Source organism: Telluria sp. Soil_C_11, from assembly GCF_057657395.1.
Genome location: NZ_JBDGIN010000020.1, coordinates 1 through 24,291 on the forward strand (window position 1 = coordinate 1; position 24,291 = coordinate 24,291).

Below are 24,291 nucleotides of genomic sequence, written 5' to 3' on the forward strand. Positions count from 1 at the left end.
CTACCAACTCCAAACCACCGCCACCACTATCTGCTCAGATCGTCAATCCCAACTTCCCCCAGCAACCGCGTAGAACCTAAAAAAAGGCGCCGTGGCGCCTTTGCTTTGGTGGGCATGGAGTGCCCACCCTACTTACCGGTTACGCGCCGGTTACGCGGCCTGCTGTTGCTGCTGCGGCTGCTCCAGCGCCTGCACGTTGTCGGTGTTGCCGTTGGCATCGGCGATCGCGATCTTGCGCGGCTTCAGGGCCTCGGGCACTTCACGCACCAGTTCGATGGTGAGGATGCCGTTGTCGAAGGCGGCGCTGACGACCTTCACGTGGTTGGCCAGCTGGAAGCGCTGCTCGAAATCGCGCTGGGCGATACCGCGGTGCAGGTAGTGACGCTGGACCTCGTCCTTCTCCTTGCGGCCGGTCACGTGCAGGGTATCGCGTTCGGAGACGATCTCGATCTCATTGCGGCTGAAGCCGGCGAGCGCCATCACGATGCGGTATTTGTCTTCGCTGACCAGTTCGACGTTGTACGGCGGGTAGCTCGGCGCGGCTTCGGCGCGCTGCTCGAGCATGTTCACCAGGCGGTCGAAACCGATGGCGGAACGGTACAGGGGGGTAAGGTCAAAAGTACGCATGGTCGTTATCCTTTCAAATTAAGCGATAAGTTTCCGGACCTCATCGTGAGCATCCGTTGGGACCAATCTAATGCCCCCCGCATGCGTTTTCAAGGCATACGAAATATCGTTTTTAAGGCCACTTTTCGAATTTTATTCGCATCCATGCAGTCGGGCATTATCGCTTCCCGAGCGGTGCTACACTCGCCGTTTGTTGTCTTTTTGGTCCTCCACCGATCGCTTTATCTGCCATGACCGTACACCACCCGCATCGCCGTTTCCAGAAGCTGGCCACCCGTTCCGCCTCTGCCGTCGCCATCGCGCTCGCGCTCGCCTTCCCGGCCCGCGCCGAGGTTCCGGCCCCCGTCGACCAGCCCTATCCCGGCACCATCGTCCTGAACGTCGATGCGACCAACCTGGCGCAGCAGATCTTCCGCATGCGCATGAGCATTCCGGTCAAGCCGGGTCCGCTGACCCTGCTGTATCCGCAATGGCTGCCGGCCAACCATGGCCCGAACGGTCCGATCACCCAGCTGGCCGGCCTGAAGTTCACGGCCAACGGCAAGCCGGTCGAATGGACCCGCGATCCGGTGCAGGTGTTCGCCTTCCACGTGAACGTTCCCGAAGGCGCGACCGTGCTGGAGGCGGAGTACCAGTACCTGTCGCCGCTCGACACCAGCCAGGGCCGCATCACCATGACCGACGAGATCCTCGGCGTGCAGTGGCCCTCGGTGACGCTGTACCCGGCCGGCTACGTGGCGCGCCGCATCACCGTGCAGCCGAACCTGAAGCTGCCCGCGGGCTGGCAGTACGCCACCGCGCTGGAAACCGCCGACCGCCAGGGCGACGAAGTCCATTTCAAGGCGCACGACCTGGAAACCCTGATCGACTCGCCGCTGTTCGCCGGCCACTACTACAAGCAGTTCGACCTCGACCCGGGCGCCAGGGTGCCGGTGCGCCTGAACGTCTTTGCGGATAGCCCGGAGAGCCTGGAAGCCAAGCCGGAGCAGATCGAACCGCACCGCAAGCTGGTCCAGCAGGCCTACAAGCTGTTCGGCTCGCACCACTACAAGCACTACGATTTCCTGTTCGCGCTGTCGGACGAATTCGGCGGCATCGGCCGCGAACACCACCAGTCGAGCGAGAACGGCGTCAAGCCGGGCTACTTCACGGAGTGGGCCAAGGGCGAGGCCGGACGCGACCTGCTGCCGCACGAGTACACCCACTCATGGGACGGCAAGTTCCGCCGCCCGGCCGGCCAGGACGTCCCCAACTTCAACACCCCGCTGCAGAACGAACTGCTGTGGGTCTACGAAGGCCAGACCCAGTACTGGGGCAACGTGCTGGGCGCGCGCTCCGGCCTGGTGTCGATGCAGGGCGCGCGCGATGCGCTGGCCGCCACCGCCGCCCGCTACGACAGCGTCGCCGGCCGCGCCTGGCGCGCGATGCAGGACACGGTCAACGACCCGATCCTGAACGCCCGCCGTCCGCTCGGCTGGGCCAACTGGCAGCGCAGCGAAGACTACTATTCGGAAGGCCAGCTGATCTGGCTGGACGTCGATACGCTGATCCGCGAAAAGTCGGGCGACAAGAAATCGCTGGACGATTTCGCGCGCGCCTTCTACGGCATCGACGACGGCAGCTTCGTGCCGGCCTTCTACACCTTCGACGACGTGGTCGCGACCCTGAACAAGGTGGTGCCCCACGACTGGGCCACCTTCCTGCGTACCCGCGTGAACGGCCACGGCCCGGGCGCCCCGCTGGACGGCCTGGCGCGCGCCGGGTGGAAGCTGGTCTACACCGACACCCCGACCGACTACATCAAGAGCTACGACGAGCGTCTCAAGGGCGCCGACCTGAGCTACTCGGTGGGCTTCACCGTGACCTCGGACGGCAACGTCCGCAACGTGATCTGGGACGGCCCGGCCTTCCGCGCCGGCCTGGCCGCCAACACCAGCATCGTCGCCGTCAACGGCCGCGTGTTCAAGCCGGAGGTGCTGAAGAAGGCCATCAAGGAAGCCAGGGACGGCAAGGCGCCGATCGAGCTGCTGGTCAAGAAGGGCAACGTGCTGCGCACCATCCCGCTCGACTACCACGCCGGCCTGCGCTACCCGCGCCTGGAGCGCATCCCGGGCACCAGGGATCGCCTGGATGGGATCTATTCCGCGCTGAAGTAACAGGAGGCCGAGATGGAGATCATGCCGATTTTGCCGGAATCCGAGGTCGAAGCGACGGCCGCCCTGCACCTGGGGAGACTGCTGTTCGTGTTCGGCCGGATGGAGCTGAACCTGGGAATGGCGCTGGTGAATGCGCAGCCGGCGGAAAACTTCGAGCGCGAGATCGTCAGGGTCGAACAGCTGGCGTTCGGCGACAAGCTGCGCGAGTTCGAAGCCCTGGTACTGCGGCGCCATGCGGGCGATGCGGCCCTGCTCGCGCGCTGGCAGCGCTGGTTCGCGGCGGCGCACGGCCTGCGCAAGCTGAAGGACGCCTTCGCGCACGGGCGCTGGGGCTTCCTGAACATGCAGCAGCAGATCGTCCACGTGTCGAAGCTGCCGGGCAGCCCGGACCAGGACGAGGTCCGTTATACCCTCGCCGCGTTCGCGGCGCGGGTCGTCGAGGCCGAGGACGTGGCCGAGGAGTTCTGTTCCCTGACCGATCTGTATCGGACTGATTCACGTCATCGAACTGCCACGCCAAAGCCATGAGCTGGAGCTGCCGCTGTGCCGGCGGCGGCGACTAGCCGGCCATGATCTCCGCCAGCTCGGCGGCGATCTGCTGCGCCAGCAGGTGGATGTGGTAGCCGTCGACGAAGCCGTGGTGGGCCTGCACCGAGAACGGCAACTGTAGGCCGCCATCCGGGCCGTCGCGGAATTTACCCCATGCCAGCGAAGGAATGTCCGGCGTGGCCAGCGACGCCATCGGATGCTGGATCGAGGTGAAGTCCAGCCACGGCATGCAGGTGACGAACACCTGGTCCTTCGCGTCGCGCGGCGACATGGCGCGGTACTTCTGGTTCAGCGCCGTCATATTGCCCGCCTCCTCGCGCGCGGCCTGGCCGTTGGCGACGAAGGTGCGCACGTCGTCCGACCAGTCGAACTGGGCGAAATTCAGGTCGAAGTGCTGGTTGACCACGGTGAAGGACGGGTGCAGGCGCTCGATGCGGATCACCTCCCCTTCATGCACGCGGTAGCGGAAATTCTCGACCTTCAGGATCGCGCGCAGCACGGCGAACAGCAGCACGTGGAAAGGCGCCAGCTTCTCGTCCTTGCACCAGGGCCGGAAGTCCGGCAGGTCCATGCGGAAGCACAGGTTGACCGCCGGGCTTTCCATGCGGTCGAAAAACTCGAAGCGGTCGCGCCGCCGTTCAAACTCTTTCATGTGGTCGTGATTGCTGATGCGGGGCCGGCATTGTCCCATATCCGGCGGCATCGGCTCATCGCGGTGAGATATAGCGCGCACTCCACGCCGCGATCACGCCGGCCACATAGGCCGCGTCTTCCTTGCCGGTGACGAGGTGGTCGATCCCGTCCAGCGACACGAAGCTCTTCGGATGCTGGGCGATGCCGAAGATGCGGCCGGCGTTGTCGACGTCGACGGTGCCGTCCTGCGGCGCATGCATCACCATCAGCGCGCGGCCCAGGGTGGCGATCCGCTCGTGCAGCCGGTGCCGGGTCGCGTCCTCGACGAAATGCTGGCGGATATGGAAGTCACGCCCGGCCAGGTTCACGCGCGCCTCGCCCAGCTGCTGGATGGTGTCGACGTGCTCGGACAGCAGCTTGTCGACCACGTAGTGCGGGTCGCTCGGCGAGGCGATCGTCACCACGGCCGTCGATTCCGGAATGCGGTGGGCGGCGGCCAGCACGGCGGTGCCGCCCAGGCTGTGGCCGATCAGGAGCTTCGGCGCGGCGAATTTCTGGCGCAGGAAGTCGGCGGCGGCGACGATGTCTTCCACGTTCGAGGAGAAATTCGTGTCGGCGAATTTGCCGTGGCTGTTGCCCAGGCCGGCGAAGTCGAAGCGCAGCATGGCCACGCCGAGGTCGGCCAGGCCCTGCGAAATGCGGGTCGCCGCCAGCACGTCCTTGCTGCAGGTGAAGCAGTGGGCAAACAGCCCGTAGGCACGCGGCGTGCCATCCGGTGCGTCGAGCTTGGCCGAGATCTTGCCGTGCGGCCCCTGGAAATCCATGCGTTCGGTGAGCATCTGTTTCTGTACTTGCTGAAGATGGCGTCACTTTGCACGGGATCGGTTGCGCTGGCAAGACGCGCAGGACAAGGGAGGACAGGCTCGTCCTCCTCATGGTGTCCGGAGTGAAGGCTCCGGATCGGGCGGAAGGTCAACGCGACTGGCCAGGATTCTTGCTGCCGGGTTCCCGGACCTGGTTGCCCTGCATATTGCCCTGTGCGCTGATTTTGCCGGCCGGCCCGTCGGCCTTGCCGCGGACCTCGGCCTCGTCGCCGCCGCTCTGCAGGTTGCCCCGGAATTGGGCGCTGGTCTTCTCGCCGCGCGTGCCTGCCTGCTCGAACGGATCGCGGAAGTTCTTCACGGTTTCCTCGTGCTCACGCATGTTCTTGTCCGTTTCTTCGACGGTGGCGCGGGTCACGTCGTCCGCCAGCACGCGGGCGGTGCGGGAGGTCTCCTGCACATGCCGTTCGGTGACCTGGGCCAGGTCGACCTGGGTCGCGGAAGCGATCTGGGAAAGATGCTGATGGTAGGCGCGCAGTTTTTCGGTGGCGGGCTGGGCACGCGCGGCCGCGGCGGACATCGCGTCGGTCGGACGCTCGGTGGTCAGCAGGCGCTGGCCGACGTTGGCGGCTTCCTCGAACAGTGCCTGGTTCAGCTGCATATTCAGTTGGCCGACCTGCTGGAATGTGCGCGACATGACCTGGGACAGCTCGTTGAAGAAAGCGACCTGGGCATCGATGTGCGAACGGAGTGCGGGATTGACGGATTGCGGAAATGGATACATGGGATACCTTTAATGAATGGGAAATGCCTGGAACAGGGCCCGCCAGATGGGATGCGCCGATGCGCCTGGCGGTCGTGGGCAGGGCAGCAGCGTGCTGCCTGGAAGGACGGCGATCACTGAAGATCGCGTGCAAGTGTCGGACTATGCGCTCTTTTTGATGCACGTGCCGGAAATCTGCGGATGTATTTTTGTGTATTGGATACCGGAAATGAAAACGGGAGAGCGCAACTGGCGCTGTCCGCCCCCCGCCGTGCGCCTGGCGACGGGAAATGCGTATAACGTGAAGCTATACGGAGCGATGGACGCTCCGTCCTCTCGCCGCCTGCGTAACGCCGTGCCTGGCCCGACCGAAAATCACACGGCGTTGTTATCGAAAGCGTGAGCGCCATGAATCACGATAACCAGGGGACAAGCTTCCGCAGCCTCCCGTTAACGGACGAGCAGGACCGCGAAATCAAACACTACATCCACACGAAACAGCGCAAGGGCGAGCCTTGGGATACGCCGGAGCTGCACGCGATGCTGGCGGACATGCTGAACCCGCCGGAAGTCGTCGATGACGATTCGCAGGCGAGGGACGACAGCATGGCCACCGAGCGTGCGACCGCGGAAGGCGAAGAGTCGCTCGACACGGATCGGCTGCAGTTCCATCGCACCTGCTAGCACGCTGGCTGGCGCATGCCCGCTTATCCGAACAGGCCGTGCAGATACCAGCGCGGTTCCGACTCGTCGGCCCCGATCCGCTCCCGGTACACCCAGTACAGCGCATGGTCCCGCCCTTCGGCGATGAAGTAGTCGCGCGTCTGCGGCCCGTTCCACCAGCCGGCCTCGATCCGCTCCGGATTCGAGGCCATGCGCAGCGGTGAACCATAGAAAGGCCGGTGATCGCGCATCAGCAGCGCGATCGGCTTGGCCAGCAGCCAGGTCGGACGCGGCAGGCTCATCACGTCGGGCGGCATCTGCGCGTTGCGCGCCCGATCACTGATCTTCTGCTGCACCGGTACCCAGAGGTTGGCCTGCTCGGGCCGGTAGTCGGCCATCGGCAGCGCCTGCAGCACATTGTCCGCGCCCAGCCGCGCCACCAGCAGCTCCAGCATGCGCATGCGGTCTTCCTCGGTGCCGCCCGGCTCCGGGAACAGCGATTCGTTGGGCGGCGCCATCGGCTGCAGCTGCTTCGCTTCCAGCCCTAGGCCGATCACCGGCGCGTCCAGCACCAGCTTGGCCAGGCGCTCCTTCAGCAGGCGCACCAGGTGCTCGTCGCGCCAGGCCGGTTCGGCCAGCACCACCTCGACGCAGGTGGGCGCGCGCGCTTCCCTGCCCCGCTCGTGTTCCAGCCTGAGCACGATGCGCTCGACCGCCAGCTGGCGCGCGCACAGCCAGCCGGTCAGCTGCAGCAGCAGGCGCCGGGCGCCCGCCAGCAGCAGTTCTGCGTCGTCGATGCGGTCGAACAGTTCGAGGCGCGCGGCGAAGGTCTCGGGGGCGGCGATCCACTCGTGCAGCTCGGGACTCAGGCCGTAGGCGGCATCCACCAGGTCGAGCAGCGCGCGCCCGCAGCGCCGCTGCAGGCCCGGACGCGGCAGGCGCCGCAGCTCGCCGAAGCTGGTGCAGCCGATGCCTTCGAACCAGGCCGCGAACGGACGCGCCGGCGGCGCCAGCAGCACATCGAGCAGGTCGAGGCGGCGCACCAGCGACGGCATCTTGACCGTGCGCGCGCCACCATGCCGGCCGCCGCCACGCGCCAGCAGCCAGGCGCCGCGCGCGGTCGGGGCACAGCCGAGCGAAGCGGTGAAGCCCAGCGCGCGCACGTTCGCGCGCACGCGCCGGCACAGCGCGAGCACGCCGCCGAACAGGCGCAGGCTGGCGCCGACGTCCATCAGGAGGGTGCCCTCCTCGGCCTCGGCCACCTGCGGCGTGTACTGCAGCATCGCCATCGCCACCGCGACCAGCGCTTCGGCCTCGCGCTGCAGCGAGCGCTCGTGGAGCTGGGCCTCGGGCATCAGCATCAGCACGCCGCCGCGGCGCATGCCGGGCTGCACGCCGGCGGCGCGCGCCATGCCGGACATCGCCAGCACGCGCTCCTGCTCGAGCACGACGCTGCCGGCGTCAGTGCACCAGCTGGGGCTGAAGACCTCGAGCGGTAGCCGGGGCAGGGACAGGCCGATCCATAGGCGCATGGCGTTGTGGTTGGGTATGTACGAGATAAGAGGAAAGCGGCAGGAACAGCGGCGCATCGCGCTGCGGTCCCCGGCGCTTGACGAAGTCGATCTCCAGGCCGCCGGCCTGGGGCCGCAGCGCCAGGCGCAGCGGCGCCGGCGAGGCATCCTGCCCCGCCGCCAGCGGACGCATCATGAAGAACAGGGTTTCGCCGCCCTGCGCCGCCAGGTGCAGGCGGCGCAGGCTGTCGCTGCGCACCTGGTTCTGCCAGAACAGCAGCTGTGAATAATAAAAAAAATTATCACCGGATGAACAAAACCGTCACCAGATAAATAAAAACGTCACTTACTCTTAATACAACTCGCCAAGCACTGCTCAACCGAATGATCATCAAGTTCCAGACCAAGCAGATGGTGGGCAACTTGAACAGCTAAAGCGAACCGCTTTTTTAGCGGCTAAAAAGAAGAAGCCACTCGCATCCGGGACACCGGAGGGAGTGGCTCTTTTTGTTTAAAAATAAGGGTAATTTCTACCGCCTGCGGTACGGGTCTCGGGGCTTGCCCTGAGTTTCAGGAAAAGCCGCGCGCCGTATCGCCACGGCTCGTCGTGGCGATACGTTTCTCATCCTGTCTTAGAGATGTCTACCCCCAACAGTGGATGTTGGAGTAGACGTTGCCGTGTACGTTGCAGTCGGCGTTACTCATGCCAAGTAGCTGTTTATAGCGCACGGGTTTTGCTATCTTTTTCGACTGTTAGCCGGCAAGAAAGCGGGTCTTTAGATTCTTTAGGTCATCCAAAACGTCAGCTTCGCTATTTTCAGTATCTGCGAGATACGACTCAACAAATTGGATCGCGCCTTCCCGGTCGCCATTCAGATACAAAGCAGCAGCATAGCGCTGAGGATAACCTCCAAGCATCGGCACCCGACTTTTCAAAAAAGGCAGCAAACTTTCGTAATTACAGATATTTCGCATGAAGGGAATACCAAATTCCTTGATAGCGAAAGCCAGTCTGCTTGCCTCAACTAAAACATCGTTCTCATTATGGAAAATAAATTGGGGGGTATCTGGCACCAACTCCCCAAGAAAAACCGCAAAAGTTGCGACCTCAAGTGGCTTAAATTTCTTACCTTTCGCTTCTGAAGTCATTCTCATAATATTTTTAGAATGCACTCCAACAAATGGATTTACACGCACAAATCCAGTATGCACTCCTGCATTTAGGCCAACCCAACAATAAAAATCATCATCAACATTTAGCGTTCCTACGCCCCCCCTTGTGGCAAATCCCAACTCCCGCAAGGCATCAGAGCATTTGCTTTCTACATATTTCCTATCGATCTTTTCGATCATGATTTACTTTCTATCCACTGTGTGCTCTTGAATTTTTATCTTTTCACCTGGTTCCAAGCCAGCCTTCCTAGCATTTTCACCGACCGGCGTCACTGGTTTTCCGTCTTTAATGTCTTGCATCAGCTGCTTCTGTCCTTTACTTAGCTGGGCACCGCCAGTTTTAGTCTCAACAATGCCAAGCTTTTCACCAATTTTTGTAATGAAATCCGCGACAGTTCTTTGTCCTGTACTGGTAACAACAGTAACCTGCTCACCGGCCACAGCCTTGCCCAACTCTGCCCTCGTGGCCGCCTCGCCGGCTTTTCCAGCAACTCTGTTAGCAGCCAAACGCTCAGCTGCGCTTATACCCACCTTAGTAGCGCCACCTCCTGGCACAGGCACAGGTAGATCAGAAGTGGCGATATCATTTACTGCCAATCCAGTTACAAGCAGCCTAACCCCAAGGGCAATCAATGCGGGGTTTCGGCCATCTGGGTCGATATATTTGTAAGGGCTGTTGTTGGCGTAAGCGTATCGATTGAAGCTGCCGCCAGTGTTCGCATCCGTGGTCACCGGATCAATGCTCAAGAACCGCCCCGCCACCGGATCATAGAACCGCTGCTGCATATCCACCAACCCCAGATTCGCAGCGTTCAAATGCCCCGTGAACCCGACCGTCGGCTCGGTTCCCGCAGCGGTCGCGCCATACGGCTCATAACGCGTACGGCTGATCAAGCCCCCGGTAGAACTGGTCTTCGCCACCGGGCTGCCCAGCCCGTCCGTATGATCGTACACTACCCCACCGCCACTGACCTCGGCGACGAGATGCCTGTTCAGATAGACATACTTCGTGCCCGACGCTAGCGCCTGTCCGGTCGTGGTTTCGTACAGCAGCTTCCCTTCCTGGCCATACACGTAGATGTGATTGACGCCATCGGTACCCACGACGCTGGTGCGCCGCCCCAGCCCATCGTACGCGTGGGTCGTTATCCCGAGTGCGCTCCTCATCCGGTTGCCGATGTCGAAGCTGTAGCTTTGTCCGCCGCGCAGGATGATATTGCCCTGGCTGTCGTACTGGTAGCCCAGGGTATAGCTGCCGGTCACGCTGTCGAGGCGGTTGTTACCGTAGTTGATGTTGTGGGTCAGCGTGCGCGCCTTGGCCCCGGCCGTGACCTGGCTGGACGTGAGATTATCCAGTGCGTCATAGCCGTACCAGGCATCGCCCCACAGTGCAGGGGCACTGACACGCTTGAGCCGGTTGAGGCCGTCGTACTCCATGCTGCGGGACGTGACGCTTTCGGCCTGGTCAGTGATCGAGGCGACGTTGGCGTTTTTATCGTAGGTGTAGCTGTCCTTGAGCACACTGCCGTCCTGCGAAAGCTGCGGCAGGCCGCGTACGTACTGCGTCAGGCTGTGCAGGATGCCGTTACCGTAGCTGAACTGCTTGATTGCGCCGTTGGGGTAATAGCTCACGCCAGTTGCGTAGCCGCCGGCTTGACGTGGTTCACCCAACGCATTCGGGTTGTAGGCGACCGCAAAATTGTCCGGGTAGGTCAGTTGCGACAGCGATCCATTCGCGTCGTAGCTACGGCCGATTCGATAATTGACGCCGCCGTAATTCAGGGTTTCGCTGGTGGGCAGGCGGCGGTTATTGTAGCCGTAGGTCCAAAGGGTGCCGTCGGATTGGATTGTATTCGGCAGACCGTCGTTCGTATAGGTGCGGTAGATGGCAGGACTGGCGTCACCATAGGTCGTGTTCTTCAGACGGTTGCGCGCATCATAGGTATAAGTAATCTTTTTCGATCCCGGGACGTCAGTGGTATTGCACGAGTTTGTGGCAGTCAGCGCCAGACCGCTTGCGCGCCAAGTAACGTTGTTAGCAGCATCGTAATTTTGGATCGTCGCGCCGGTTTCAGGCTCGATGGTCTTGCACAGACGCTCATAGCCATCGTAGACATAGCTCCGCGTGGCGCTGACACCATTGCCGCTGCGGGTGATCGATGTAGTCTTGCCGAACACATCGCGGCCGATGTTAACACTGGCTCCCTCAGACATGCTGATTGCGGTGACTGTGTCATCGGTTGGCTGGTCAAAGGCTTGATAGTAGTACGCTGTGCCGTTGCCTTTCGCGTCCATATAGAGCTTGACGAAGCCAGGATAATACGAAAAGCCTTCATACAAATTCCCTAGCTCGCTGATCCGCGTCGTCGTCGTCGGGCGGCCCAATGCGTCGTACTGAAAATAGACGCCTTCGGACGACACATCCTGGCTATCCGCTTTTGGGTAGGACTCGTAGACGGTATGGCCTGCGAAATCGTACTGGTGCTTGGTACGACGCATGGTGCCGGCGCGGTCAGCATCGTCCCAGCGTTCGGTATAAGCGGGGCGCCAGAGTGCATCGTAGTAATTTGCCTCAACAGCAGTACCAGTCACGACGAGCTGGCGCCAATGTCCTGGCGCCAGGTCGAATTCCCAGGTGCCCATCTGCGCGACCGTGACGGATGTCGGATTATAGGTAAGCCCAGTTTCCTGTGGATAGGTAATCGATGCCAGCCGGCCCATTGAGTCGTACCCCAAGGTCGTCGTCTTTCCAGCCTCGTTGGTCAAGGAGGTAATCTTGCCGATGTTATTCACGACCGCGCTTTGCGTGGTGCTGTCGGCAAAACGGATCAACTGGGGGATGCCGCGACTGTAGTTCAAATATGTCGTCGCCTGATGCAGCCCGTCTTCCTGTGTCGCCAACGTCCCGTCAGCGTTATATGTGAATGCGGCATCGAGACGCCCAAAACGGCTCACTGACTTCAGGTTTGCGGTCGCGGCTTCATAAACATTTTCTACCGCAACTTTCCCCGTCTGTGTTTCCGTGACCTTGCCAATCTTGCCCAGAACCCACAGCGGATAATTGTCCACGTAGTCCGTACGCTCGACCCGTCGGTAACCCAGGCTGCTGTACTTGTTCACAAGCGTTGGCCTGCCCAGGCCATCAAATGAGTTCGGATCCGCCTCCCAGACGAAGTCGACACCGTCCTGGTTGGTGATACGTTGATCTACTGGCGCCAGATAGACGGAGATGTCACTATCTCCATCGCTGCCCCCGCCGTAGTTGTAACCGAACTGAGTGGGATATGGTCCCGCCCCAAAGGCACGATAGCGTGTGCTCGTCGTTTGCACGTTATCGACCGACGATTGTTCCAGTCGGCCTTCCGTATTTTTATAGTAATTACCGAAGGTATAGCGTTTAACGGTCCCATTTGGCTCGGTGACGCTGACAGTCTTACTTTTGGCACAAGCACTGTCACACGGTGCATAGCTCGCACTTGGCGTCCCGTAATCGTAGCTCCACGACATCGTCGCGAGACCGGGCCCGCTAACGGTCTTTGAACTCAACGATTCGGTATAGAAGAAAAGGGCCGGGCGTTGTGCCCAGCCGCTGGCACTATCGCAGGTCTTTGGGATACCGGAGCGCCCATGCACGGTCCCGCGCAAGTTAAACGTTCCCGTGGCGCCTGACGGGTGAACGATTGAAAAAGTGCGATCGGTGCTATCAATCCCGCTTGGGCTATCACAACTCTGGACATTACTCACGGATACGCTGTTGTTGACGCTGTCGGTGTTACCGAATTGCCAGGAAGACCCGTCTGGTAGCGTGACACTTGCCAGATCGGTCGTGTTGTATCCGTAGGTCCAAGTCCTGGTTCCATCCGAGACGGTACGTACTCGCCCGGTGATTGCCGTCGAATCGTAAGTCAGCGAAATCGTGCGCCCATCACTCGAATCAATGCGGGTCAAATGCGTCGGGGCGGCGGGATCATAGGTAAACCTCACCCAATTCCCGAACCGGTCGGAAATCTGGGTAGGGAAAATCCACACTTCCTTGCGCAACAACATGTCCGGCCGGATGTCACCAGTTTCGCTTGGCCGCGAGAGGGAAAGCGCAGTATAGCTTGTCATCCAATCGAACCGATATGAGATGCCTTCCGGGGAAACAGCAAGAAAACCTTCACCCATGCTGTGGGTGGAGCTTGTATCGTTGGCCAAAGACGGAAGGCAAGACACCGACCAGAGCGAGGTCGTGACGATTGGGTAGGCTGAAGCCGGGCCGGGCGCTAGCGTAAATCCAGGCGCCCTGCCAAGCAATTGCTGATCGCCGTGGCCGGGAACATAAAGGAAGCTGCCGTTCCAGAAATCCTCAGGCGACCAGACCGATGTACCCCGTGCGCCAACCGCATCGGGTGGCGCTCCAAAATAAGAGCAACGCGCAACGGAGCCATCGCCCGCTTTCCACCCATCGCTTTGTGAAAACAACCCGTGCAGGTGCGGGATTTCGATGTCCCAGCGTCCAAAAGCGCGTCCACCCAAGTTCCGGCTTCCCGTAACAAACCGCCGTCCGATCTCGACTGGCAAGGCGTTATTGCCTGGGATGGAAACATCCGTCTGAGTGAACTCCAGTGAGCCGTTGTAGAGGTTGACCCGATCGCCAAAGAGATCGGTACCGAGTTTGGCAATGGCGCCCGGTGCCTTGATTTGCTTGTACTGCTCATCGATGACGGTGGTCGTCTGTGCATACACTGTCTTGGCAACCAAAAGCATGCCAAAGACAAAAGTACCAAATAAAGACGAGCGAAGGTTCAGCTTCGAGTTCGGTTTTCTGAGGTGCATGATTGTCCTCTTACAATATTTATGGAGCAATCATACATATGGGAAATCGCACAAAAAGCGCAAATTGTCACAAAAGAAACTCGCCACGCATAGAATTCATTTATTTCATATCCATGCCTTGACTTCCATTGGCTCGCTACCCAAATAACCCATGAAGGAACCAGCGTGGCTCTTGACCCTCGCCTGTGTTAGCAACCCGTTCCCGATAAACCCAGAACAAGGCATGCTCCTGCCCCTCGGCAACCCAGTAATCCCTGGCGGCCGTGCCTCCCCACCACCCAGCTTCAATGCGCTCCGGGCCCGCCACCATTCGCAGCGGTGAGCCATAAAACGGCCTGTGGTTTCGCACGAGCAACGGGATCGGATTTACTAGCAACCAAGTTGGCCGGAGAATGCTGCTCAGGTTCGGCGGCAGCTGTTCGGTAATCACCGCCTCTCGCACCTTCTCCTGAATGGATACCCACGTGTTGGCAAACTCGGGCCGATAATCTGCTACCGGCTTCACTTGGCGAACCTTATCCTCACCAAGGCGCGCTACAAGCAGCTCAATCATGCGCACCTGATCTTCCTCAGTGCCGCCGGGTTCAGGGAAAAGCGACTCGGTGGGAGGCTCCATTGATTGCAGCTGGGTGGTCTGGAGCATCAATCCGATTACTGGAGCTTCCAGTACCAATTTTCCAAGTCGCTCTTTTAGCAAACGCACGATGTGATCGCTATGCCAGGCCGCCTCGGCCAGGAGAATCTCGACTTCGGTCGGCGCACGCGCGACACGGCCGCGTTCGTGTTCAAGCTTGAGCATGATGCTCTTTACTGCAAGCTGCATCGCACACAACCAGCCGACCAGCTGCAGAACTAGGCGCTGTGCACCGGCCAGCAGTAGTTCAGCATTTTCGATGCGGTCAAAAAGTTCTATCTTTGCTTCGAACTTCGTGGGCGCCTCGATCCATTCGAACACCTCAGGAACGCTGCCGAATGCGCAATCAAGAAGATCGAGCAATGCACGCCCACACCGACGTTGAAGACCCGGGCGTGGCAGCCGTTGCAAGTGACCGATCGTATCGCAGCCAATTCCTTCAAACCAGCTAGCAAAAGGCCTCGCCGCTGGCAGAACCATGACAGGGAGACGATACAGCGTGCGCTCTGATGACTGCTGCTTTAACACGCGGCCACCGCCAGCTCGTGCGAGCATCCACGCTGCCCGCGCGGTTGGAGCGCAGCTCAACTTCCCAGTAAAACCCAGGCCACGAAGATCGGCGCGGATGCGCCTACATAACGATCGGATACCACCGAACAGCCGCAAGCTCGCGCCGATATCCAGCAACAGCGTCGACTCTTCCGCGAGCGTTACTTGTGGCGTGTATTGCAGCATTGCCATGGCAACGGCCTGTAGCGCAGCTTCTTCCCGTGCAGCGGTACGTTCATGGATTCGTGCATCTGATGCCAGCATTAACACACCACCACGGCGCATCGCGGGCTTAATGCCGGCCATACGCGCGCCGCGCGACATCGTTAATACCTTCTCTCGCTCGAAGACAACCGTAACGCTGTTACTCGACCAGCTCGGTTCGAAAACCTCGAGCGGGAGTTGGGGTAGGTATAGTCCGATCCACAGGCGCATGACGATGAACAAAAGAGGGAGACAAGGGCAAGAACAATGCAGTTTCGCGCTGTGGTCCCCGCCGTTTTAGAAAGTCGATCTCGACGCCACCGCGCGCTGGCCGAACCCCGAGCCGAAGCAGCGCGGGCGAAAAATCCTGCGCTGCAGCGAGCGGACGGAATAAAAAGAAAAGGCCCTCCCCGTCTGCCGCCGCCAAACTCAAGCGTCGCAGGCTCTCATTTCGAATGTGGCCTGACCAAAACAAAAGAGCGTGACATCCGCCGTTTCGTAGGACCTGTTCTGCAGCCCAGAGTGCGTCAGCTGTGCGATCAGGCTGCACCCAGGTAACTTGTGATGGGTTCAATCCCATTGCAGCCAATGCGATCGAATTTGGGACATGTGGCGGCTGAATCATCATTACCCGACGTTTACCGGCTGCTGCCAGTGCGGGTTGCAGAAGCCTCAACTCTCCTGTACCGGGCTGGCGTAAATGCAGCTCAACCATGCTACTGGTCGGCCACCCTCCTCCTGGTAACTGGGCAGATAAGACAGGATAGCCAGTGTCAACACAACGTGTGCTCGAACGACCAAGCTGCGAGGCGCGCCATAACGACGGATGAATCGACTCCGGCGCCGAATGGATCTCAGATAACATATCAACCTCACAATACTGTATACCCATACAGTATATGATCGATGAGGTTTTGGCAAGACGTGGACGCCTGCCCCTCTACATCAAGCGGTACGTTCCTATAACAAGCAGCCCAATTTGTATCCACTTTGAAACAATCAGCTGCAGCATGCCTGCGCCGAACACAATGAATGTTGCATTATTTTCAAATAATCTCGGCCTTGACCGCCCTTGGAATCAACTCACGCGTGAACTACTCTGGTAAACGAAGCGCACCCTGCAGCGCCGCTCGCTTACTGCCCAGTTCCAACATCACGAACAGCGAAAGATGATCCGCTCATACCGCTAGTTAGCGGAACCTTAAACGTCAAGGCGAAGTTGCTAGATGTGAAACTGCCAGAAGCTTTTGATTGGATCTTAGATCAATATTGATCAAAGAGTGCTTGGAATGCGTTTGTGCTGAGTCTGCAATTAGCCGACTGCAGACTCTCAAGACGGCTCAGTGCGCCAACTCAGTTAGGAAGATGCGACAAATGGCAAAGAAAAAATACACACGCAATGAATCCGACATTCAAAACCTGTTAAGGCAAGGACGTGGAAAAGGGATTGGAGAAAACTATATCCCATACTTCTTTGTCCGTGATGTCCCTAGTCTTGGCCGATCACATCGCATCTATAGCAAACTCAGTGGCCGTGTTCATCACTTACTCTCCGACATCGAATATGGCCATTATTTGACGTTCGATATGGACGACTCGGTTGTTGATATTAGAGAGCAATTCGCTTTAAACCGTGACGAAACGATCAAAATTGCATCACTCCTTGGTTTTCGACATCCTAAAGATCCAAGAAGTGACACCACTTCCGTTATGACCACTGATCTGGTAATTACATACAAAACTAGGTCAAGCCCAATTCACAAAGCGTTTGCAATTAAGCCAACCTCTGAAACCCATAAACCACGCGTGAGCGAAAAACTGAAAATTGAGGAAGTATATTGGAAGGAAAAAGGTGTTCCTTTTCAAGTACTGACGGAGCACGATATCCCCCTTCACCTCAAGCGTAGCCTGCAATGGCTTAGACAGTATCACGACCTTTCCAAGTTCACAGAACCATCCCCAGGACGCTTTGATGAGCTTGCACAGCACCTCTTAATTTGCATCTCGGCTTCGAACACCCATGAGATAACGCTCTGCGAAATATGCGGACTGCTCGACAATCACCTCGCATATGAGGTGGGCTCTCACCTCATGATCGCTCGACACATGCTTGCGACACGCATGCTTCAAACCAATCTAAATCGTGAGCAGCTATGGAATACGCCGATTTGTGAGATTGAAATACATCCGAGACTGCTTCCCAACTGCTGACGCACGATGGACGTTTTCGTAAAAAACACTGTTGTCCGACTGTCGGCCGTCGACGAACCCCGGCGAATTCTCTACGTGTCCATTGAAAAGGATTTTCTTGTTTCCATTACTTTACACGGCCGGCGCTGCTCTCCAATTTTATCTAGCTATGGAGACTGGATGAGCATGCTAGCGGATGGAACGCTTGAAATTATCGAGGACCCATATCTGGAACTTCCATTCAATCATGCGTTGACTGAAGCGATGAGATCCCGCAAAGCGAAAGCTTGGGCCGCAATTGAATCCCTGATCAGAGACGTTCCTGCCATTTTCCAATCAAGTCACCGCAACCACCAGATCAAAACTCGTGCAAGAGAAGTTGGATGCCATATTGACAGTATTCGCGATTGGCTGAACGAGTATTGGCAGATGGGTTGCACTCCTTCAGCTCTCTTCGGAAAAAGAAGGAACTGCGGCGCACCAGGCAGACTAAAACCAACAACGGTGAAGTTGGTTACGAACAACGAAGGCGAAAAGACCGAAGAAGTCAAGCGGGGCACGCCCCGATCCACAACCCCTGGAATAGGAATGAATGTTTCAGAAGAGCATCGACGAATTATTCGTATAGCGACAAACCTTTTTTACAAGAAAAACAAGAAGGCCACCCTGAAATATACGTATCTGAAAATGATCCGACAGTACTACGCCGATAGCACCCGAGTCGATGAAAACGGGAAAATAGAAATAGTACATCCGGATGGCGTGCCAACTTATCAGCAGTTCACATATTGGCACAAGAAGGAAAATTGCGAATATGACGTAATTCAGGCCAGAGAAGGCAAAACCTTTTTCGAAAAGACGCTACGTCCTCTACTCGGAAACAGTACATTTGAAGCGATTGGGCCAGGCTATCGTTACCAAATTGATGCAACCATTGCAGACGTTTATCTTGTTTCGCGAATTGATCGCAACACGATCGTAGGACGTCCTGTAATGTACGTCGTCATCGACGTCTGGTCGCGATTGATTGTCGGCCTATATATAGGTTTAGAAAACGTGTCTTGGACGACAGCAATGATGGCTATCCATAACGTCACGTTAAACAAAGTCAGCTATTGCAAGCAATACGGCATAGATATCCATCCTCAAGAGTGGCCAGAAACACCCCTCTCTAGCGTACTACTAGGCGATCGAGGCGAACTTCTTTCTAAACAAGCAGACAGACTGACTGAAGTGCTCGGTATCGAGATCGAAAACACACCGCCCTACAGGGCCGATTGGAAAGGAATCGTGGAAAGGCAATTTCGGCTACTTCCCGCGAAGTTTGCCGCGGACGTGAAGGGTTACGTGGACAAGGATTTTGGGGAAAGGACCGGGCCGGACTATAGATTGGACGCTTGTTTAAATTTACACGAGTTTACGAAGATTGCGATTCACTGTGTACTTGAGCACAATGCCACTCCAGTCAGCGGATATCCTTTGGAAAATGCTATGGTAGCCCAACAGATTCCAGCAATCCCCAATGAATTATGGGAATGGGGAATAAAAAACCGTATGGGGACTCTAGTACGGCATCCAGAATCCAAACTCCTGTTTGCCCTTCTACCTACCGCCGACGCCAGCGTCACCTCAAAGGGGATCGCCTTTCTGGGACGGCATTATTATGCGTCCGCGCTAGACAAACGAGCGTGGTTCAACAGAGCACGGCACAAGGGCCGTTTCAAAGTCTTGATTTCATACCATCCCCACAACCTAAATACCATATTACTACACGACCCAGTGCAGCGAGATCAATTCACCTGCTGCACCCTAATCAGCAATGACAGCTCGGACCTAAATTTGTCTGTCCAGGAGGTAGTCGCCAGAATAGCTAAGGCGGCCAAAACGAATGCAAGCAGAAGTTACGAAACCATAAGCACGCAGATAACGCATCAAAAGGCGATCGAAGAAATCGCAGCGTCTGCCGACGCAGAGAAAAAGGAATTGGGTCCGCCGACAACGAGTAAAAAGGAAAGAATTTCGAATATACGCTCATATAGACAGGTTGAGAAGACCCTACATAGGCTCATAGATGCAGGTATAAATGTTGCTACAGCGCCTCAGCAATCTATTGAACACGATCGCCCTACATTCGCGCTTCCGCCGGTCAAGCTTTACGCCAGGGCGCCTATATTTACCGATGACGACGAGGCGAAAATTTAAGCAGAATAAAATCTCCCAGCTTGGTTAAGATAGAAAAAATATCTCATTTCTCAAAGCGCAATTGCGAGATACAGTCATCCACTTTCTTTAAGAATATGGCACATCTCTCTAACACTGAGAAGAAGCTAAACGATTCGCGACAAGCCTATGACATGCCAAGGGCTGAGCTCAAGCATGTTGTCGCCCAGTATACGCGGAGTGAGATTCCCGAATATGTAGGAAATGAATTTATCGAAGCATTAGGCCCTATCCCTTCAAGCAAGCAGCTCGCGACATTGATGACGAATCGTCCCGCGTACGATCCGCTCGAACGTGAAAAGCCTGATCATATACGCAAGCATCTTATGCTTCGGCTCAAACGCTTTTACGAACCACTTACGGAGCAAAATTCCATTGCTCAAACACTTAGCGAAATGGTTCGTAGCGGCTATGTAAACCGTAACCCATCCTCTCCAGCGTTCAAGCAATTCTTGCAGCTATCCTATTTAAAACGACAGCAGCTCGATATGGTCGAGCAAGTCCCTGACACTGACCCTATGTGCGACTCCTATGCCATCATCGGCGTATCTGGAGTGGGTAAATCACGACTGACACGCCGTGGCCTAGCCCAATTCCCATCATTGATCTGGCATCCCAAGTTACGAATACATCAAATTCCCTACATCATAGTCGAGTGCCCCTACAACGGCACTGTTCGGCAATTGGCGATGAATTTCTTTAACGAGCTCGACAAGATAGCCAACACCTCCTACGAAATACGCTTTGCAAAACGCAAAATGACGGTCGAAGATCTCATTCGCGAAATCAACGCAGCAGCTCATCTTTTCGGAATTGGTCTCATTGTGATTGACGAGATTCAACATGCTAAAGCAGCTTCTGGCACGGCAGGAGAACAGAGATTTTTGAATTTCATAGTTCGTTTTGTAAATACTTCTGTCGCGCCAGTTGTACTCATCGGGACGATGTCTAGTCTCGAAATGCTTCAATCTGACTTCCGACAGGCCAGGCGCACTATAGGAGCCCTATTACGAAACCACCAGAAGGATGAGGAGTGGGATCACTTCTTAAAGAGCATGTGGCATTACCAGTGGACAAGAACTCCTACGCCGTTAACCGAAAGGCTGAATGAAGCAATGTATGAACGTACCCAAGGCGTTCTGGATCTAGCAGTAAAACTTTATCAATACGTGCAACGACGGGCGATAGATTGCAGGACTGAGAAGATTACGGCTGATATGATTCATGTTGTTGCCAACGAAGAGCTAACACGTGTTGCTCCTATGGTCGAGGCACTAGCTTCAGGAAACTTCACGAAGCTTGCTCGTTACGGAGACCTTACTATGCCTGAGGTCAACACTGCTAGTTTTTCCAAACAACCAGGGTTGAATGGCGCCGGCAGCTTACAACAGTTACTTTGTAATTTAAAAAATGAGCCGCAACCAGATCAATGACAAGAAGGCGGCATATAGAAACCAATTAGCTCCCCCCAACGTTACAGCGGCTTCCCTGAACCGCTTAAAACAATTTTTCCCACAAAGATGCTATGGCGATAGGTTACTTTCCCAATCTATATCCTGATGAAATTTTGGGAAGCGCTGTTGCTCGGTATCGTGTGCATACCATGGCAAGTTTTGATGCGCATGTCAACAAAGAACTCTACGGCAAAGGCCAACTCCATACCTCAATCGCCCTACCAAGGGGACTAATAGATCTTCATGAGCTTATCGAACCTTTTATAGGACTGTCGTTGGAAGAATTAGTTTCTCGCGCCACTCTATATCCTTACTACACCGCTTTTGCCAACAAAGATACCAAGGCGCGCATCTTAAGGAAGATGCTCCAACAGCGTCAAGGTCAGCGAGGTCAACACCGTATCGGAGGACGGGAACCGCCGATTATCAGGATGAAAGTATGCCAAAGTTGCATCAGCGAAGACGTCGTACGCTTTGGTGAAAGTTACTGGCATCGGACACATCAACTGGACTGCGTCCATTTTTGCGAGAAACACATAACACCACTCATGGAAGCAGTAGTCCCCATTGGCACCAGGAAAGCTCTATGCGCTTTAACTCCGCAGGTCGTGACACGCCCCTATCTACCTTATCTTTCTGAAAGGTCGAGGCAAAGGCTCTTTGAAATTGCTTCCCTGGCCCGACAATATTTAGATGGATCAATCATCCATGATAGAACAATTACCAGAAGCTCTCCTCCGAAAGCATTTCGTGATTTGTATGCGCTTGGTCGCTTCCTGAATACCACAAACATCAGGAGAGATTTTATACATTTCTTTGGAAATCAATGCCTTGACATACTCGGAATCCAACTTACCCAAGAAAACAAGATTGACTGGATAAGAGATATATTCAGCTCACGTTGGATCCCAATAAAACATGTGGCGACTCAACTATTCCATCATGAATTTGCCATCCCACGCTGCGCCCTCGTGCGAGGCAAAGATCATGTGCAAGAAAAGATAAAGATGCGCGTATGGAAGTGCCAGAACCCTGCCGCCCCTCATTTTGGACAACGGGTCATTACCAATGTTCACCTGACGAAAGATTTCGAAAGAAATGGAGGTGTAGTATTCAAATGCACATGTGGCTATCACTTTTTCATTCAATCCAAAAGTTGGAACTTCTACAGTGAACCGACAGAAAGAAAAGTATTTGAGTTTGGAGATCTTTTTATAAAAACCGTACGTGAGCTGAAACTTCAGGGAATGCGAAATATTGATATTGCAAAGCGTCTTGAAGTATCTGATGGAGTCATAAGAAGAATGTTAGAACCGGGCTATGACTCACGACTAACGCGCAAATACGGAATAGAGGATGCAAGATTTGCCAGTCGCTTGCAGAGCACAAAGAAAATCGCAGAAAAGAGGCGAGATTTTGCTGCTGAACCGTTCGACGAAGAACTCGCAAAAAAAATTGAAGAAACTGCAGGCCTACTCCTTATGCAGGCTCCTCCAAAAAGAGCAACGGCCAATCGTATTCTTGAGGTTGCGGAAATCAGCGTTGAACGTCTCTTTAGCAGACCTTACTGCCTTGCAGCTCTTTCTGCACTCCAATATCACACCGAAACAGCAGCTGCCTTTCGTCAGCGGGAAGCTTGTTTTGAGGAAAACAAATCCTTACTTTAGGGCTGCGCGATCGTTGACACATGGCTGCGCATCCTCTGTTAGGCATTTTAGTGAGAGTTTTTTTCTTCCTGATGAAAAGCGATATGACCGACTGAGCTGTCGAACAGTGATAATTTTATCGCTTCGAACCTCTCTTCTATATTCTTTCTCCCTCAGTGATGAAACTCTTTTTGGTGAAATTTTTTTTCATTGACTACAGCAGCGCGCCGCAACTGCCGCTGCGCAGCACCTGTTCGGCGGCCCACAGCGCATCGGCCGTGCGCTCGGCGCGCAGCCAGATCAGCTGGGAAGGCGGCACGCCCAGCGCGGCCAGGGCCAGCGCCTGCGGCGGATGGGGCGGCTGCAGCAGCACGATGCGGCGCGCCGCCACCGCCGCCAGAGCCGGGCGCAGCAGGCGCATCTCGCCGATGCCGGGCTGCTGCAGCAGCAGGTCGACCAGGGCGCCGGTCGGCCAGCCGCCGCCGGGCAATTGCGCCGACAGGGCCGCATGGCCGGTGTCCACGCAGCGGCTGTGGGAACGCGCCAGCTGCGAGGCGCGCCAGAGCGACGGATGCAAGGATTCCGGCGCTGCCGATATGGAATCTGAGCAGTTGATCATGGATGATGCGAAGAAATACTGTATGTTTATACAGTACTATTCTCTTCAGGTTTTGGCAAGTTTTATCTTTTGGAATGCCGCTATGGAATCATCACCGGATGAGTGAAACCGTCACTTGCCATGGTGATAACTTCGCTCGTACACTGTCTGCTGGTCAATGTCTGCAATCGGCCTATGGCGTTGAAAAAGTCGGGCAGCAACTTTTTAGGCCAGAAGTGGACACATGAATACTTGCGCGGGGGCGAGAAATGCAATTGCTTGATGACGTTCGAAGCGGTTGGGGATGGGCGGGCATCGAACCGGTCGACATTATCGAGGATAACGACTTCGGCAACCTGATCCTCAAAGACGTTCGCGGGCACTAAGATATCTACACCACAATGAACCCATTGAGTCTTGCGATCCCTCTTGGCCTTATTGGTCCAGCCCTCACGGTCAGTGTCTTCGCATATTTCTGGCGCAGCTTGCTCCCACGTTTCTGGTGGTTTATCGGCATCGGCGCGATAGCGTCATACATCTTGATGGCGATATGCCTGACATGGGCGCTTTCCAATGTTGGCATCACTGGCAGCGTTCCCACAACACCTGAACCGACGCTTGATCCGCTCACCATCCCTTATCTCTCGTTCATGCTGATATGGCTGGCAGGTAGCGCAGTCATCCTGTTCCTCATCCGGTATCTATTGGCGAAGACATGAACTGCCGCGCATGTCCACTTTGAATCGTGGACTCAAGTCATTACTTCCATACGCTCACAAATCGAGCATCCTGATCAGGAAGAAGGTGACGAGCCCCAGGCCCAGGAGCGACAGCACGAAGATCGCGGCCACCTGGCCGCTCGCGCGTAGCACCGCGCGCGCCTCGTTCTCCCTCTTCTTCCCCTTCTTCCCTTGATCGTAATGCCACTTGATGGCGAAAAACATGCCCGTGCCTAACACGAGAAACTTGAACGTCACGAAGACTGCAGGGATCCAATCCATCATTTGAGTAATTCCAGGCTATTACTTGACACTATCTATCGTGAGGAGCACCACCTCAAAACGCTGCTTCGGCGGACACGC

Annotated in this window: 20 protein-coding genes and 1 pseudogene; 9 read left to right on the plus strand and 12 right to left on the minus strand. The window is 56.4% G+C overall.

Translation table 11 applies throughout. The features are described 5' to 3' along the window. Nucleotides 1–150: 150 nt before the first annotated feature. Nucleotides 151–627 carry an Hsp20 family protein gene (locus AC3A6M_RS21920; protein WP_487854834.1) on the minus strand — a complete coding sequence of 159 codons (477 nt, stop codon included), beginning with the start codon at nt 625–627 and terminating at the stop codon, nt 151–153. Nucleotides 628–857: 230 nt separating this feature from the next. Between AC3A6M_RS21920 and AC3A6M_RS21925 the strand changes: the two genes are divergently transcribed. Further along, the gene (locus AC3A6M_RS21925) at nt 858–2,783 is read left to right on the plus strand and encodes a M61 family metallopeptidase (protein WP_487854835.1); all 1,926 of its coding nucleotides are present in this window, start codon (nt 858–860) and stop codon (nt 2,781–2,783) included. Between the two features lie 12 nt (nt 2,784–2,795). Continuing rightward, the gene (locus AC3A6M_RS21930) at nt 2,796–3,311 is read left to right on the plus strand and encodes a hypothetical protein (protein WP_487854836.1); all 516 of its coding nucleotides are present in this window, start codon (nt 2,796–2,798) and stop codon (nt 3,309–3,311) included. Between the two features lie 31 nt (nt 3,312–3,342). On the opposite strand, the gene AC3A6M_RS21935 is transcribed toward AC3A6M_RS21930, so the two are convergent. The 3 genes from AC3A6M_RS21935 to phaP form a co-directional block, all read right to left on the minus strand. Further along, complete coding sequence (locus AC3A6M_RS21935) at nt 3,343–3,984, minus strand: CatA-like O-acetyltransferase (RefSeq protein ID WP_487854837.1); 642 nt, start codon at nt 3,982–3,984, stop codon at nt 3,343–3,345. A 55-nt stretch (nt 3,985–4,039) separates the two neighbouring features. Further along, the gene (locus AC3A6M_RS21940; protein ID WP_487854838.1) at nt 4,040–4,804 is read right to left on the minus strand and encodes an alpha/beta hydrolase family protein; all 765 of its coding nucleotides are present in this window, start codon (nt 4,802–4,804) and stop codon (nt 4,040–4,042) included. Nucleotides 4,805–4,937: 133 nt separating this feature from the next. Beyond that, nucleotides 4,938–5,570, minus strand: coding sequence for a TIGR01841 family phasin (gene phaP / locus AC3A6M_RS21945; RefSeq protein ID WP_487854839.1), 633 nt, complete (start codon nt 5,568–5,570; stop codon nt 4,938–4,940). A gap of 16 nt (nt 5,571–5,586) precedes the next feature. On the opposite strand from phaP, the gene AC3A6M_RS21950 reads away from it, so the two are divergent. Continuing rightward, nucleotides 5,587–5,952 carry a hypothetical protein gene (locus AC3A6M_RS21950; protein ID WP_487854840.1) on the plus strand — a complete coding sequence of 122 codons (366 nt, stop codon included), beginning with the start codon at nt 5,587–5,589 and terminating at the stop codon, nt 5,950–5,952. 5 nt (nt 5,953–5,957) lie between these two features. Then, a complete protein-coding gene (locus tag AC3A6M_RS21955) occupies nt 5,958–6,233 on the plus strand; it encodes a hypothetical protein (protein WP_487854841.1) in 276 nt (91 codons plus the stop codon). Nucleotides 6,234–6,256: 23 nt separating this feature from the next. Here AC3A6M_RS21955 and AC3A6M_RS21960 read toward each other — a convergent pair whose 3' ends face one another. The 6 genes from AC3A6M_RS21960 to imuA (AC3A6M_RS21985) all read right to left on the minus strand — a co-directional run bounded on the left by AC3A6M_RS21960 (nt 6,257) and on the right by imuA (AC3A6M_RS21985) (nt 15,993). Then, nucleotides 6,257–7,744 carry a Y-family DNA polymerase gene (locus AC3A6M_RS21960; RefSeq protein ID WP_487854842.1) on the minus strand — a complete coding sequence of 496 codons (1,488 nt, stop codon included), beginning with the start codon at nt 7,742–7,744 and terminating at the stop codon, nt 6,257–6,259. Beyond that, a complete protein-coding gene (locus AC3A6M_RS21965; RefSeq protein WP_487854843.1) occupies nt 7,674–7,982 on the minus strand; it encodes a hypothetical protein in 309 nt (102 codons plus the stop codon). The genes AC3A6M_RS21960 and AC3A6M_RS21965 overlap by 71 nt, the downstream gene beginning before the upstream one ends. A 494-nt stretch (nt 7,983–8,476) precedes the next feature. Beyond that, nucleotides 8,477–9,076: a hypothetical protein gene (locus AC3A6M_RS21970; RefSeq protein ID WP_487854844.1), complete on the minus strand. Its 600-nt coding sequence runs from the start codon at nt 9,074–9,076 to the stop codon at nt 8,477–8,479. A gap of 3 nt (nt 9,077–9,079) precedes the next feature. Next, complete coding sequence (locus tag AC3A6M_RS21975) at nt 9,080–13,714, minus strand: RHS repeat domain-containing protein (RefSeq protein ID WP_487854845.1); 4,635 nt, start codon at nt 13,712–13,714, stop codon at nt 9,080–9,082. A gap of 136 nt (nt 13,715–13,850) precedes the next feature. Continuing rightward, nucleotides 13,851–15,332, minus strand: coding sequence for a Y-family DNA polymerase (locus AC3A6M_RS21980; RefSeq protein ID WP_487854846.1), 1,482 nt, complete (start codon nt 15,330–15,332; stop codon nt 13,851–13,853). Next, entirely contained in the window at nt 15,262–15,993 is a 732-nt protein-coding gene (gene imuA, locus AC3A6M_RS21985; RefSeq protein WP_487854847.1) for a translesion DNA synthesis-associated protein ImuA, read from the minus strand. The genes AC3A6M_RS21980 and imuA (AC3A6M_RS21985) overlap by 71 nt, the downstream gene beginning before the upstream one ends. 482 nt (nt 15,994–16,475) lie before the next feature. Between imuA (AC3A6M_RS21985) and AC3A6M_RS21990 the strand changes: the two genes are divergently transcribed. The 4 genes from AC3A6M_RS21990 to AC3A6M_RS22005 all read left to right on the plus strand — a co-directional run bounded on the left by AC3A6M_RS21990 (nt 16,476) and on the right by AC3A6M_RS22005 (nt 22,632). After that, nucleotides 16,476–17,312: a TnsA endonuclease N-terminal domain-containing protein gene (locus AC3A6M_RS21990; protein WP_487854848.1), complete on the plus strand. Its 837-nt coding sequence runs from the start codon at nt 16,476–16,478 to the stop codon at nt 17,310–17,312. A gap of 159 nt (nt 17,313–17,471) precedes the next feature. Next, complete coding sequence (locus AC3A6M_RS21995; RefSeq protein ID WP_487854849.1) at nt 17,472–19,493, plus strand: Mu transposase C-terminal domain-containing protein; 2,022 nt, start codon at nt 17,472–17,474, stop codon at nt 19,491–19,493. Between the two features lie 20 nt (nt 19,494–19,513). Then, nucleotides 19,514–20,944, plus strand: a complete 1,431-nt coding sequence (locus tag AC3A6M_RS22000) for an ATP-binding protein (RefSeq protein ID WP_487854850.1) — start codon at nt 19,514–19,516, stop codon at nt 20,942–20,944. A 92-nt stretch (nt 20,945–21,036) separates the two neighbouring features. Further along, entirely contained in the window at nt 21,037–22,632 is a 1,596-nt protein-coding gene (locus AC3A6M_RS22005) for a TnsD family Tn7-like transposition protein (protein ID WP_487854851.1), read from the plus strand. 196 nt (nt 22,633–22,828) lie between these two features. Here the strand turns inward: AC3A6M_RS22005 and imuA (AC3A6M_RS22010) are convergent. Further along, a pseudogene (imuA, locus tag AC3A6M_RS22010) lies at nt 22,829–23,230 on the minus strand (translesion DNA synthesis-associated protein ImuA); the annotation flags it as partial. A 380-nt stretch (nt 23,231–23,610) separates the two neighbouring features. Between imuA (AC3A6M_RS22010) and AC3A6M_RS22015 the strand changes: the two are divergent. Then, the gene (locus AC3A6M_RS22015; protein ID WP_487854852.1) at nt 23,611–23,928 is read left to right on the plus strand and encodes a hypothetical protein; all 318 of its coding nucleotides are present in this window, start codon (nt 23,611–23,613) and stop codon (nt 23,926–23,928) included. Between the two features lie 54 nt (nt 23,929–23,982). Here AC3A6M_RS22015 and AC3A6M_RS22020 read toward each other — a convergent pair whose 3' ends face one another. Continuing rightward, nucleotides 23,983–24,213 carry a hypothetical protein gene (locus tag AC3A6M_RS22020; RefSeq protein WP_487854853.1) on the minus strand — a complete coding sequence of 77 codons (231 nt, stop codon included), beginning with the start codon at nt 24,211–24,213 and terminating at the stop codon, nt 23,983–23,985. Nucleotides 24,214–24,291: the final 78 nt, after the last annotated feature.

What these genes read in the sequence shown, in the direction of transcription:
- AC3A6M_RS21920 (WP_487854834.1), bottom strand. Translation starts at nt 627, where the DNA reads ATGCGTACTTTTGACCTTACCCCCCTGTACCGTTCCGCCATCGGTTTC.
- AC3A6M_RS21925 (WP_487854835.1), top strand. Translation starts at nt 858, where the DNA reads ATGACCGTACACCACCCGCATCGCCGTTTCCAGAAGCTGGCCACCCGT.
- AC3A6M_RS21930 (WP_487854836.1), top strand. Translation starts at nt 2,796, where the DNA reads ATGGAGATCATGCCGATTTTGCCGGAATCCGAGGTCGAAGCGACGGCC.
- AC3A6M_RS21935 (WP_487854837.1), bottom strand. Translation starts at nt 3,984, where the DNA reads ATGAAAGAGTTTGAACGGCGGCGCGACCGCTTCGAGTTTTTCGACCGC.
- AC3A6M_RS21940 (WP_487854838.1), bottom strand. Translation starts at nt 4,804, where the DNA reads ATGCTCACCGAACGCATGGATTTCCAGGGGCCGCACGGCAAGATCTCG.
- phaP (WP_487854839.1), bottom strand. Translation starts at nt 5,570, where the DNA reads ATGTATCCATTTCCGCAATCCGTCAATCCCGCACTCCGTTCGCACATC.
- AC3A6M_RS21950 (WP_487854840.1), top strand. Translation starts at nt 5,587, where the DNA reads ATGGGAAATGCCTGGAACAGGGCCCGCCAGATGGGATGCGCCGATGCG.
- AC3A6M_RS21955 (WP_487854841.1), top strand. Translation starts at nt 5,958, where the DNA reads ATGAATCACGATAACCAGGGGACAAGCTTCCGCAGCCTCCCGTTAACG.
- AC3A6M_RS21960 (WP_487854842.1), bottom strand. Translation starts at nt 7,744, where the DNA reads ATGCGCCTATGGATCGGCCTGTCCCTGCCCCGGCTACCGCTCGAGGTC.
- AC3A6M_RS21970 (WP_487854844.1), bottom strand. Translation starts at nt 9,076, where the DNA reads ATGATCGAAAAGATCGATAGGAAATATGTAGAAAGCAAATGCTCTGAT.
- AC3A6M_RS21975 (WP_487854845.1), bottom strand. Translation starts at nt 13,714, where the DNA reads ATGCACCTCAGAAAACCGAACTCGAAGCTGAACCTTCGCTCGTCTTTA.
- AC3A6M_RS21980 (WP_487854846.1), bottom strand. Translation starts at nt 15,332, where the DNA reads ATGCGCCTGTGGATCGGACTATACCTACCCCAACTCCCGCTCGAGGTT.
- imuA (WP_487854847.1), bottom strand. Translation starts at nt 15,993, where the DNA reads ATGGGTATACAGTATTGTGAGGTTGATATGTTATCTGAGATCCATTCG.
- AC3A6M_RS21990 (WP_487854848.1), top strand. Translation starts at nt 16,476, where the DNA reads ATGGCAAAGAAAAAATACACACGCAATGAATCCGACATTCAAAACCTG.
- AC3A6M_RS21995 (WP_487854849.1), top strand. Translation starts at nt 17,472, where the DNA reads ATGAGCATGCTAGCGGATGGAACGCTTGAAATTATCGAGGACCCATAT.
- AC3A6M_RS22005 (WP_487854851.1), top strand. Translation starts at nt 21,037, where the DNA reads ATGGCGATAGGTTACTTTCCCAATCTATATCCTGATGAAATTTTGGGA.
- AC3A6M_RS22015 (WP_487854852.1), top strand. Translation starts at nt 23,611, where the DNA reads ATGAACCCATTGAGTCTTGCGATCCCTCTTGGCCTTATTGGTCCAGCC.
- AC3A6M_RS22020 (WP_487854853.1), bottom strand. Translation starts at nt 24,213, where the DNA reads ATGATGGATTGGATCCCTGCAGTCTTCGTGACGTTCAAGTTTCTCGTG.